9 protein-coding genes are annotated in these 11,583 nt (G+C 66.4%); 6 read left to right on the forward strand and 3 right to left on the reverse strand.

Annotation, left to right across the window (positions count from 1 at the left end; translation table 11 throughout):
- Positions 1 to 868, reverse strand: an 868-nt coding sequence (locus tag AWC08_RS24360; protein ID WP_142283786.1) for a PE family protein, incomplete at its 3' end; no start/stop codon positions are given.
- Between the two features lie 339 nt (positions 869 to 1,207).
- Positions 1,208 to 2,335 (reverse strand): FAD-dependent oxidoreductase, encoded by a 1,128-nt coding sequence (locus tag AWC08_RS24365; protein ID WP_069435080.1) that lies wholly within the window; start codon positions 2,333 to 2,335, stop codon positions 1,208 to 1,210.
- Between the two features lie 101 nt (positions 2,336 to 2,436).
- On the opposite strand from AWC08_RS24365, the gene AWC08_RS24370 reads away from it, so the two are divergent.
- Positions 2,437 to 2,982 (forward strand): TetR/AcrR family transcriptional regulator, encoded by a 546-nt coding sequence (locus AWC08_RS24370; RefSeq protein ID WP_069435081.1) that lies wholly within the window; start codon positions 2,437 to 2,439, stop codon positions 2,980 to 2,982.
- Here the strand turns inward: AWC08_RS24370 and AWC08_RS24375 are convergent.
- Positions 2,967 to 4,460: a carboxyl transferase domain-containing protein gene (locus AWC08_RS24375; RefSeq protein ID WP_069435082.1), complete on the reverse strand. Its 1,494-nt coding sequence runs from the start codon at positions 4,458 to 4,460 to the stop codon at positions 2,967 to 2,969. The genes AWC08_RS24370 and AWC08_RS24375 overlap by 16 nt on opposite strands.
- Positions 4,461 to 4,488: 28 nt before the next feature.
- Between AWC08_RS24375 and AWC08_RS24380 the strand changes: the two genes are divergently transcribed.
- The 5 genes from AWC08_RS24380 to AWC08_RS24400 all read left to right on the forward strand — a co-directional run.
- Positions 4,489 to 5,220: an enoyl-CoA hydratase gene (locus tag AWC08_RS24380; RefSeq protein WP_065133756.1), complete on the forward strand. Its 732-nt coding sequence runs from the start codon at positions 4,489 to 4,491 to the stop codon at positions 5,218 to 5,220.
- Between the two features lie 5 nt (positions 5,221 to 5,225).
- Positions 5,226 to 6,344 (forward strand): MBL fold metallo-hydrolase, encoded by a 1,119-nt coding sequence (locus tag AWC08_RS24385; protein ID WP_142283787.1) that lies wholly within the window; start codon positions 5,226 to 5,228, stop codon positions 6,342 to 6,344.
- Positions 6,345 to 6,402: 58 nt separating this feature from the next.
- On the forward strand, positions 6,403 to 7,986 hold the full coding sequence (locus AWC08_RS24390) for a serine hydrolase (protein ID WP_069435083.1): 1,584 nt from the start codon (positions 6,403 to 6,405) through the stop codon (positions 7,984 to 7,986).
- Positions 7,983 to 10,382 (forward strand): cation-translocating P-type ATPase, encoded by a 2,400-nt coding sequence (locus AWC08_RS24395; RefSeq protein WP_069435084.1) that lies wholly within the window; start codon positions 7,983 to 7,985, stop codon positions 10,380 to 10,382. Before AWC08_RS24390 ends, AWC08_RS24395 begins: the two co-directional genes overlap by 4 nt.
- A 233-nt stretch (positions 10,383 to 10,615) precedes the next feature.
- A partial coding sequence (locus tag AWC08_RS24400) for a PPE family protein (protein ID WP_085088325.1) occupies positions 10,616 to 11,583 on the forward strand: 968 nt, incomplete at its 3' end.

Raw genomic sequence — 11,583 nt, forward strand, 5'->3', positions numbered from 1 at the left:
CGCCCGCACCGCCGGCTCCACCCTCCCCGCCGGAGATACCGTGCAGGCCCGCGCCCCCGGCGACGCCTGAAACCCCCTTGGCTCCGGCTCCGCCGGACCCGCCGTCGCCGAACAGCAACCCACCGGCGCCGCCATTGCCTCCGGTGCCGCCAGCGGTTAACCGGGACGAGCTGATACCGCCGGTTCCCCCGGCGCCGCCGGAGCCCCAGAGCCCGGCGCTACCACCATTGCCACCGGCGCCGCCGCTCACACCCGCACCGCCGGCGCCGCCGTTTCCGAACAGCCAACCTCCTTGGCCGCCGTTGCCGCCGTTGCCGCCGATTGTCCCGCCAGTCGCAGCGGCCCCGCCTGCGCCGCCGGCACCGCCGGTGCCTATCAGCCCCGCGGCTCCACCTCTTCCGCCATTCATCCCGGAAGCGCCGGACCCGCCGGCACCGCCGTTGCCGAGCAAAATTCCGCCATCCCCACCGGCTTGTCCCGTGCCCGCCGCTCCGTTGACGCCGTCCCCGATCAACGGGCGTCCCACCAGTGCCTGAGTCGGCGCATTCACGACGCCCAGAACTCCTTGTTCCAAGGTTTGCAGGACGTTGGCGGACTCGGTGCTGGCGTAGGCTTCGGCGCCGGCGTGGAGGTTGCGCACGAACTGGTCGTGGAAGCTCTCCATTTGCGCGCTGATCACCTGGTACTGCTGCGCGTGGTTGCCGAACAATGCCGCGATCGCGGCCGATATCTCATCTTCGGCGGCTGCGAGCAGCGCTGTCGTGGGCCCGGACGCGAGCTGGTTGGCCTCATTGATGACTGATCCGACGCGGGCCAGATCTGACGCGGCCGCAGATACATGTTGCGGGGCAGCGATGACAAACGACATGGCCGGGCCTTTCTCGCGTTGGGCGGCACCGAATCGCGGTGCGTCGCCGGGCGGGACCCGCCTCCGCAGCGGGTGCTTCGCGACCCGCAGGGATGTGCCTGGGGTCACGTCGAGAAGAATACCCCTAAGTATCAGATATGTAAATGGATTGGATCCATGTGAGAATTGGATTGCCTTCGTCGGGCACAGCGGCGGTGCGGGGTCCGAACCCTCGATGCCTCCGGGTGCCCGACTGATGGACGACATCGAACCAGAGTTCGGCCACTTCGACGCTGCTTTCGTCGATTTCGGGACGGCCTCGGTGGGTTGTCCGCTATAGGGTCTGGCATGGCTTGGAGGTCACCGGTTGACCAGGCCGCTCAACCGCCAGGCGAACTCCCGCTGCGCCGCCGGAATGTGTGCGGCAAGTCGCATCGCCGCATTGCGCACCGGGCGCAGCGGGCGCGGCATCGTCGACACTGTCGTGAGCCGTCCGGTCAGCCTCAGCACTTGCTGTGCCCGTGCTCGCTGCGTTGCGCTGTAGGAATCGAGTGCCGTGTCAGACCCTTCGCAGAGGGCCCCGGCGAGCGCGACGGCATCGGTGATGCCCAGGTTCATGCCCTGGCCGCCGGCCGGGCTGTGCACGTGTGCGGCGTCACCTGCCAGTAGCAAGCGACCCAGCCGATAGGTATCGGCCACACGATGCTGAATCCGGAAGCGCGAGCCCCAGACCAACTTCGTGACCAGGCTCCGCCCGGGACCGAAGCCACGGCTGTCCAGCAAATCCTGCACGAACCGCGTGGTCGGCACCTGCGGCGCCTGGGCCGCCGGCGCCACGATGCGATGGATATCGCCGGGAAGCGGCGCCAGCACGGTCAGGCCTTCGTTGCCATAGAAGAGGATCACCTCGTCGGGCGGAGCGTCGCCGGTGATGTGGACGTCGGCCAGCGTGAAGGACTCCGCGAATTCGCCGCCGGCGAAGCCGATTCCGGCTTGGTTGCGAACGGTGCTGTGCATGCCGTCGGCACCGACGACGTAGGCCGCGCGCATGCTGTCGCCGTCGTCGAAGGTTGCCGTGACACCGCTCACGTCCTGTTCTAGCCGACACAGGGTCTTGGGACGAATAACTTTGGCGCCCAATTCATTCAAGCGCTCTTCCAGTGCCTGCTCGGTGTCGGCCTGGGAGATCATCAGGCTGTACGGGTAACGCGTCGGCAGTTCAATGAAGTCGACGGAGACGAGCACGGCCGCACCCTGCCGCATGGTGAACCGCGGCGCGGCCAGGCCGGCCTTCACCAGGCGCCGGGACACGTCGAGGTCCTCCAGCAATTCCAGGCTGCGCGCGTTCACCACGGCCGCGCGCGAGGTGTTGGCGCCGGACGGCAGTTGGTCGACCACTACCGCGTCGACGCCGCGGGTCAGCAGTGACGCGGCCAGCGTGAGGCCGGTGGGCCCGGCGCCGACGATCAGGACATCGGTGTCTTTCATGGGGCTTCTCCTCCATCCAGCTAAGTCAACAGTTGTTGACATGACTATCTTGCGCGTGTCGGGGGCGGTATGTCAACAGCTGTTGGCCTACAGTTGTTGACATGAGGCGATCGTCAGCGGAGACCAAGGCCGTGATCTTGGCGAAGGCGCGCGAACGGTTCGGGACGGCGGGGTTTCAGGCGGCCACCATCAGGGCGATCGCCGCCGACGCAGGCGTGGACCCCGCGATGGTGATGCGTTACTTCGGCAACAAGGATCAACTGTTTGCCGCCGCCGCCGAATTCGATTTGCGCTTACCCGATTTCGCGCCGGACGACCGGGATCGCCTCGGCTGGTTACTGGTCGGCCACTTCCTGCGGCGTTGGGAGGGCGGCGACGACGCGTTGGTGATTCTGCTGCGCTCCAGTGCCACCAACGGTGAAGCGGCGCAACGGATGCGGGAGATTTTCGGAAACCAGTTGCAGCCGCTGGTGGCGTCGTGGGTGCCGCCCGGCGAGGCTGCGAAGCGGGCCGGGTTGATCGCCACCCAGGTCCTGGGCTTGGCGTTGTGCCGCTTTGTGCTACGGCTGCCGCCGGTCGTGGATCTGAGTCAGGACGAGGTGGTCGAATGGCTCGGCCCGACGATCCAGCGCTATCTGAGCGGCTGAGGCCCGGGTAACCCGATGCGGCGGTAACGCCGCAACCGTGCGGCCAGGCGCTGTGGCCCGGGTGTTTTGCGCAGCGCGTGGACTTCAACAGCTATGGCCGCCGCCAGTCGTCGCGAGAACTCGACCGGTTCGTCGGCGGCATCCGGATGCTCGGCAACGATGGCGTCGACAATGCCGGATGCCAACAGGTCTGCCGACCGAACACCCTGTGCCGCAGCAAGTTCGGCTGCGTGCTCGGTGTCGCGGAAGACGATCGCGCTGGCGCCCTCCGGCGGCAGCGGCGCCAGCCAGCCGTGCAGGGCCGCCAACACCCGGTCGGCAGGCACCATCGCCAGCGCCGGCCCGCCGCTGCCCTGGCCCAGCAGCACCGAAACCGTGGGTGTGTCCAGCGTGACGAGCTCGGCAAGGCACGCGGCGATCTGGCCGGCCAGCCCGCCCTGCTCGGCTTCGGCCGACAAAGCCGGACCGGCAGTGTCGATCACCAACACCAGGGGCAGGCGAAGCTCGGCAGCCAGCGCCATGCCGCGGCGGGCCTCACGCAGGGAGCCGGGCCCGACGATGTTGCCTCCGCCGATCCGCTGCTGCCCGAGAACGACGACCGGTTGGCCGCCGAAGCGAGCCAGCGCCAGCAGCGTCGTCGCCGCCTCACCTTGACCGGTGCCCGAGAGCAGCACTCGATCGGTGGCGCCGTGGCGCAGCACGAAGCGCACGTCGGGCCGGTCGGGACGCCGCGATGCGCGCACCGAGTCCCAGGCGGACACGTCGGGAACCGGCTCGGGATCCGGGCGGGCCGGCGGCGGCTCCGGGGAGTCCGCGATGACCGTCAGCGCCCGGTGCACCGTGGCCCGCAATTCACTCAGCCCTATCACGCCGTCGATCACGCCATGACGCTGCAGATTCTCCGCGGTCTGGACACCGGCCGGAAAGGGCTGGTCATAGAGCAACTCGTAGACCCGTGGACCGAGAAACCCGATCAGCGCGTCCGGCTCGGCCACGGTGACGTGGCCCAGCGAACCCCACGACGCAAAGACGCCGCCGGTGGTCGGATTGCGCAGGTAGACGAGGTAGGGAAGGTGGGCTTGCCGGTGCAGCTTGACGGCCGCGGCGATCTTCACCATCTGCAGGAACGCGACCGTTCCCTCCTGAATGCGGGTGCCGCCGGAGCTCGGCGACGCCAGCAGCGGCAGTCGCTCGGCCGTCGCGCGCTCCACCGCCGCGGTGATCCGTTCGGCCGCGGCCACGCCGATCGAGCCGGCGAGGAACGCAAAGTCGCAGACCACCACCGCAACCCGGCGCCCGAACACCCGTCCCTCGCCGGTCGATACCGACTCGTCGCGCCCGCTGGCCGCACGGGCGTCGGCCAGCTCGCGCGCGTAATCGTCGGAGAGTGCCACCGGCAGTGGCTCAATATCCCAGCTGACAAAAGAACCTTCATCGAGCACCGCGTCGCGTAGTTGATCGGTCGTGATCCGGCTCACAGGGACGAGGCTATATATCCTGGCGCCCATGATCGGTATCACCCAGACCGAAGCCGTGATGACCATCGAGCTGCAGCGGCCCGACCGGCGCAATGCCCTGAACTCCCAGCTTGTCGAGGAATTGCGGGAAGCTCTGCTCAAAGCGAGCGACGGGGAGACCCGGGCCGTGGTGCTGACCGGGCAGGGCACGGCCTTCTGTGCGGGTGCCGACCTGTCGGGGGACGCTTTCGCCGCCGACTACCCCGACCGGCTGGTCGAACTGCATCGGGTAATGGACGCGGTTCCCGTTCCGGTCATCGGGGCCGTCAACGGACCTGCCATCGGCGCCGGCCTGCAGTTGGCCATGCAGTGTGACCTTCGGGTCGTCGACGCGGACGCCTTCTTCCAATTCCCGACCTCGAAATACGGCTTGGCGCTGGATAACTGGAGCATCCGGCGGCTGTCGTCGCTGGTCGGTCACGGGCGGGCCCGGGCGATGCTGCTGACCGCCGAGAAGCTCACCGCAGACGTGGCGCTGCTGACCGGAATGGCCAATCGGATCGGCACGCTGGCCGACGCCCAGGCATGGGCCGCGGAAATATCCGGTCTGGCGCCGCTGGCTATTCAGCACGCCAAGCGGGTACTCAACGACGACGGCTCGATCGAAGAACCGCGGCCCGAACACAAGGACCTTTTCGATAAGGCGTGGGGCAGCCAGGATGTGATCGAGGCGCAGGTCGCTCGGATCGAGAAGCGGCCGCCGAACTTTCAGGGGGCGTAACTGTCATGATGCGCCGGGCGCTGCGACTGGCTGGCGGTACCGTCTCGCTGGCGGCGGGTGGCTGGTTGTTGCGTGCGCTGCACGGCGCACCCGCAGCGCTAGGCGCCGACCCTGGCGCGATTGCGGCCGTCGCCGAGGGCTCGCCGAACTACCGGGACGGGGTGTTCGTCAATCTCGACCCGTCGTCGCTGTACGTGATGAACCGCGAGGAGATGCGGCAGATCGCTTGGGAATTGATCGGGAACCGCGGCGCCAGCCTGCCGGCGAAGCCGATCCCGTTGGCCTCGCCGTCGATCTACCAGGGGGAGCCCGCCGAGTTGGCGGTGAGCTGGTTTGGGCACTCGACGGCGCTGGTGGAGATCGACGGGTATCGCGTGCTGACCGATCCGGTGTGGAGTGACCGGTGCTCACCGTCGGACATCGTGGGGCCGCAGCGGTTGCATCCGCCGCCAGTGCTGCTCGAGGGGCTGCCGGCAGTGGACGCGGTGGTGATCAGCCACGACCACTATGACCACCTCGACATCGACACGGTGCGCGCATTGGCCCGCACGCAGCGGGCTCCGTTCTTCGTTCCGCTCGGGGTGGGAGCACACCTGCGGTCGTGGGGGATACCCGAGCAGCGGATCGTCGAACTGGATTGGAACCAGAGCGCGCAGGTCGACCAGCTGACCATTGTCTGCATGCCAGCCCGGCACTTCTCGGGCCGGTTCTTCAGCCGCAACAACACGCTGTGGGCGTCGTGGGCGTTCATCGGCCCGCGCCACCGGGCCTATTTCGGCGGCGACACCGGCTACACAAAGAGCTTCGCTCAGATCGGGTCCGACCACGGACCGTTCGACCTGACGTTGATGCCGATCGGGGCGTACAACACGGCGTGGCCCGACATTCACATGAATCCCGAGGAGGCGGTTCGGGGGCACCTGGACGTCACCGACTCGGGTTCGGGTTTGCTGGTTCCGATCCATTGGGGCACGTTCCGGTTGGCGCCGCATCCGTGGGCAGAGCCCGTCGAGCGGGTGCTCAAGGCCGCCGAGCCCGACGGTGTTCAGGTGGCTGTGCCGTTGCCGGGTCAGCGCATCGACACCGTCAGCCCATTGCGATTGAACCCGTGGTGGCGCCTGTAATTTATCGGCGGACCTCGCGCCTATCGGGCGCAGATCGTAACCCGGCTAAAGTGCGGCCATGACCACACGCGCGGCCGCAGCCGCACTCCTGGTAACGCTGCTCGCGCTGACCGGCTGCGGAGGCGCCAAGCCGGTGTCGAGCCCTTCGTCCCCGGCGGCGCAGGTCCCGCCCAACGAGGTGTCCGGGGTGCAAATTCCCGCCGGGCGCATCGACGAGGCTGTCGGCAAGATCGACGGCCTGGTGGCCGAGTTGATGAAGAATTCCGGCATCCCGGGCATGGCGGTGGCCATCGTTCACGGAGGAAAGACGTTGTACGCCAAGGGATTCGGTATCAAGGATGCCGGTAAGGGCGACAATCCGGACAACAAGGTCAACGCCGACACCGTCTTTCAGTTGGCATCGGTGTCCAAGTCGGTCGGGGCGACCGTGGTGGCACATGAGGTTACCGAAGGCGCGATCACCTGGGACACCCCCGTCGTCACCAAGCTGCCGGGTTTCACCTTGACCGATCCGTATGTGACGACGCACGTCAGCGTCGCCGACCTGTACTCGCACCGCTCAGGACTGCCCGATCACGCCGGCGACGCGCTCGAAGACCTGGGCTACGACCGCCGGGAGGTGCTGGATCGGTTGAAGTACCTGCCGCTGGCGCCGTTTCGGATCAGCTACGCCTACACCAACTTCGGAGTGACGGCAGCCGCCGAGGCGGTCGCCGCCGCGACCGGGAAGACCTGGGAGGACCTGTCCGACGAGGTGCTCTATCGCCCGCTGGGGATGACGTCGACCAGTTCGAAGTTCGCCGATTTCCTGGCCAGGCCCAACCACGCGGTCAATCACATCAAGACGGGGGACAAATGGGAGGCGCGATTTCAGCGCGACCCCGACCCGCAGACACCGGCCGGCGGGGTGAGTTCCTCGGTCAACGACATGGCGCGCTGGCTCACCATGGTGATGGCCAACGGAACCTACAACGGCCAGCGGATCACCTCCCCGGAGGCGCTGCTGCCCGCCATCACCCCGCAGGTCATCTCGACTGCCGCCAGGAACCCGAATGCGCGCGCCGGCACCTACGGCCACGGCTTCAACACCTCGGTGACCTCGTCGGGCCGCACGATGTACAGTCACTCGGGTGGCTTCGGACTCGGCGCCGCAACGAATTTCGCGGTCATGCCCTCGGAGGACATCGGCATCATCGCTCTCACCAACGCCGCTCCCTACGGGATTCCGGAGGCATTGAACGCCGAGTTCATGGATCTGGTGCAGTACGGCCAGGTGCGTGAGGACTGGGCCACTCTGTACCGCCAGCAACTCGCCCCCATGAACAATCCCGACGGCACCCTGGTCGGCAAGCAGCCTCCGGTGAGTCCCGCACCGGCCCGGCCTTTGGGCGACTACGCCGGCGTCTACAACAACGACTACTGGGGACCGGCCACCGTCACCGACCACGACGGCCAGTTGCTGCTCGCGCTGGGCCCGAAAGGCCAGACCTTCGACTTGACGCACTGGGATGGCGACACTTTCACGTTTCCGCTCTCCACCGAAAATGCCTTGCCCGGATCGATCTCCAAGGCGGTCTTCTCCGGTAACGCGCTGCAGCTCGAGTATTTCAACGCCAATGATCTGGGAACCTTCACCCGATGACGGGACTCACCGATGCCGAAGTGGCACAACGGATTGCCGACGGCAGAAGCAACAACACTCCGCAGCGCGCCACCCGCAGCATCGCCGAAATCATCCGGGCCAACGTGTTCACCCGGATCAATGCGATCCTCGGTGTGTTGTTCGGAATCGTGCTGCTCACCGGATCATTGATCAACGGGTTGTTCGGAATGCTCATCGTCGCCAACAGCGTCATCGGCATGGTCCAGGAGATCCGCGCCAAGCAGACGCTGGACCGGCTCGCGATCGTCGGCCAGGCAAAACCTTTGGTGCGCAGGCAATCCGGCACGATCACCCTGGCCCCTGGCGAGGTGGTGCTCGACGACATCATCGAACTCGGCCCGGGCGATCAGATCGTCGTCGACGGAGAGGTGGTCGAAGAGCAGAATCTGGAGATCGACGAATCCCTGCTGACGGGGGAGGCCGACCCGATCGCCAAAGAGGTTGGGGCGAAAGTGATGTCGGGAAGCTTTGTGGTCGCCGGCGCCGGAGCCTATCGCGCCACCAAGGTGGGCAGCGATGCCTACGCCGCCAAACTCGCCGCCGAAGCCAGCAAGTTCACGCTGGTCAAATCCGAACTGCGCAATGGCATCAACCGGATTCTGCAGTTCATCACCTACCTCATCATTCCGGTGGGTCTGCTGACCATCTATACCCAGCTGTTCACCACCAACGCCGGCTGGCGCGAGTCGGTACTGGCGACGGTGGGTGCGTTGGTTCCGATGGTGCCCGAAGGCCTCGTGCTGATGACCTCGATCGCCTTCGCCGTCGGTGTCGTGCGGCTGGGACGACGTCAATGCCTCGTGCAGGAACTGCCCGCCATCGAGGGACTGGCGCGCGTCGACGTGGTCTGTGCGGACAAGACAGGCACGCTGACCGAAACCGGGATGCGGGTGGCCGGAGTTCAGGAACTCGACGCCGCGGGGGAGAGGCTCGGCGATGTTCTCGCCGCAGTGGCCGCGGCCGACCCACGCCCGAATGCCAGCATGCTGGCGATATCCGAGGCATACGATGCGACGCCCGACTGGATCCCCACCGCGACAGCGCCTTTCAAATCGGCAACCAAATGGAGCGGCGTGTCGTTCGGCGATCACGGTAACTGGGTGATCGGCGCACCTGATGTGCTGCTCGATCCGCAGTCGGCCGCAGCCGAGCAGGCAGAGCGGCTCGGCGCCCAGGGGTTGCGGGTGCTGTTGCTGGGATCGACAACTTTGGCGGTAGACGATGCCCAGGCTCCGGGTGAGGTGAGGCCGGCCGCTCTGGTGGTACTGGAGCAGCGAGTGCGGCCCGACGCTCGCGAGACGCTCGACTACTTTGCCGCGCAAGGCGTTGCGGTGAAGGTCATTTCGGGCGACAACGCCGTGTCGGTCGGAGCGGTGGCGGACAAGCTCGGGTTGCACAGTCAGGCGCTGGACGCGCGCCGGTTGCCCACCGACCAAGCTGATCTGGCCGATGCGCTGGACTCGCACAACACTTTCGGCCGAGTAAGGCCGGACCAGAAGCGCGCCATCGTGCATGCCCTGCAGTCGCACGGCCACACGGTGGCGATGACCGGAGACGGCGTGAACGACGTGCTGGCCCTCAAAGACGCCGACATCGGTGTGGCGATGGGCGCGGGCAGTCCGGCATCCCGGGCGGTGGCACAGATCGTCCTGCTGGACAACAAGTTCGCCACGCTGCCCTACGTGGTGGGCGAAGGCCGGCGGGTAATCGGCAACATCGAGCGGGTCGCCAGTCTCTTCCTGACCAAGACGGTCTACTCCGCACTGCTGGCATTGCTGGTGGGAATCGAGTGCTTGCTGGCCAAGCCTTTGGGGGCCGAGCCGCTGCTCTATCCGTTCCAACCCATTCACGTCACCATCGCTGCCTGGTTCACCATTGGAATTCCGTCATTCATCTTGTCGTTGGCGCCGAATAACGAGCGTGCATACCCGGGTTTCGTCCGGCGGGTGCTGACCTCGGCGCTACCGGCCGGACTGGTCGTCGGCATCGCGACGTTCGCGACATATTTGAGCGCATATAACGGCCGGCATGCGACATCGGTGCAGCAGGATCAGGCGTCCACCGCGGCGCTGATCACCTTGCTGGTGACCGCGGTCTGGGTGCTGGCGGTCGCGGCACGCCCGTACGAGTGGTGGCGGTTGGCGCTGGTCATCGCGTCCGCGGCGGCGTATCTGCTGATCTTCAGCCTGCCGTGGACGCAGCACAAGTTCTTCCTGGACCCGTCGAACCTGTGGGTTACCTCGATCGCGCTGAGCATCGGAGCGCTGGGCGCCGCCGCGATCGAGGCGATGTGGTGGGTTCGCGCCAGGATCCTCGGCGTGCGGCCGCAAGTGTGGCGCAAGTCGCCGGCCGGCACACCAGCGTCAATTGATTAGCATGCGCGAACCAATTTGTACACGAATTTTACATTCAACTCTGTCGAACTTGTATGACCAGTGGTCATAGGTATTTGATAAAGTCCGCAAATTCCAACGGAATTGAGCGTAGGCTGACGCGCAATCAACCGCTTGAAGACGGTCGGGTAACTGCGGTATTCGCCGCGGCGTCATTTTGTGGTTGAGCGGTGGGCGGTCGCGGGCCAGACCACTTGCCGGAGAGGTTTGCGGCGATGAATTTTGCGGTGTCGCCACCGGAGATCAACTCTGCGCGCATATTTGGCGGCGCCGGAACGGGGACACTGCTGGCCGCTGCGGCGGCGTGGGATGCCCTTGCCGATGAGCTGGGCTGGGCGGCAACCGCGTTTTCCTCGACAACGTCCGCGCTGGTGGGCGCCTCATGGCAGGGGGCGGCGTCGGCGGCGATGGTCGATGTGGCCGGCCGCTATCTGAGTTGGCTCGCCTCGACGGGTGCGCAGGCCGGGCAGGCTGCCGGGCAGGCTCGCATGACGGCCGCCGCGTTCGAGGCCACCCTGGCGGCGACGGTCAATCCTGGCGCGGTGTTGGCAAACCGCTCGCAGCTGGTGGCGCTCGTGACATCGAACCTGCTCGGCTTGAACGCCCCGGCGATCGCGGCGGTGGATGCCGAGTACGAACAGATGTGGGCGCAAGACGTCGCCGCCATGTTCGGCTATCACGCCGAAGCCTCCGCGGCGGTGTCGGCATTGTCGCCCTTCACCCAGCTGCTGCAACAGCCGTCGGCAACCATTTCGGCGCTCGTCGTATCCGCTGGAGCGGCTGTGGCGAACCCGCAGGGCCGCGCCAGCATCTTGGTTGCGGGGCTGGCCAACCTCGGCGGTTCCAATGTGGGGGCCGGCAATGTCGGGGAGGGGAATGTGGGTTTCGGGAATCGTGGGGTGTGGAATCTGGGGTTGGGGAGTTGGGGGAGTTTCAATGTGGGGTCGGGGAATGTGGGTGATTACAATGTGGGGCCGGGCAATCTGGGTTCGTTCAATGTGGGGTTAGGTAATGATGGGGAGTTGAATTTCGGGTTCGGTAATACGGGTGTGCATAATTTCGGGTTCGGTAACAGCGGGTCGAATAATGTGGGTATCGGGTTGACCGGTACGGGTCAGGTGGGGTTGGGGGCGTTGAATTCGGGGTCGGGGAATGTGGGGTTGTTCAATTCGGGGACCGGGAA

It is taken from the genome of Mycobacterium gordonae, assembly GCF_002101675.1.
Lineage (GTDB): Bacteria > Actinomycetota > Actinomycetes > Mycobacteriales > Mycobacteriaceae > Mycobacterium > Mycobacterium gordonae.

Excerpts from the sequence above, each read along its gene's own strand:
- AWC08_RS24380 (WP_065133756.1), top strand. The coding sequence starts at position 4,489 with ATGATCGGTATCACCCAGACCGAAGCCGTGATGACCATCGAGCTGCAG.
- AWC08_RS24385 (WP_142283787.1), top strand. The coding sequence starts at position 5,226 with ATGATGCGCCGGGCGCTGCGACTGGCTGGCGGTACCGTCTCGCTGGCG.
- AWC08_RS24370 (WP_069435081.1), top strand. The coding sequence starts at position 2,437 with ATGAGGCGATCGTCAGCGGAGACCAAGGCCGTGATCTTGGCGAAGGCG.
- AWC08_RS24395 (WP_069435084.1), top strand. The coding sequence starts at position 7,983 with ATGACGGGACTCACCGATGCCGAAGTGGCACAACGGATTGCCGACGGC.
- AWC08_RS24365 (WP_069435080.1), bottom strand. The coding sequence starts at position 2,335 with ATGAAAGACACCGATGTCCTGATCGTCGGCGCCGGGCCCACCGGCCTC.
- AWC08_RS24390 (WP_069435083.1), top strand. The coding sequence starts at position 6,403 with ATGACCACACGCGCGGCCGCAGCCGCACTCCTGGTAACGCTGCTCGCG.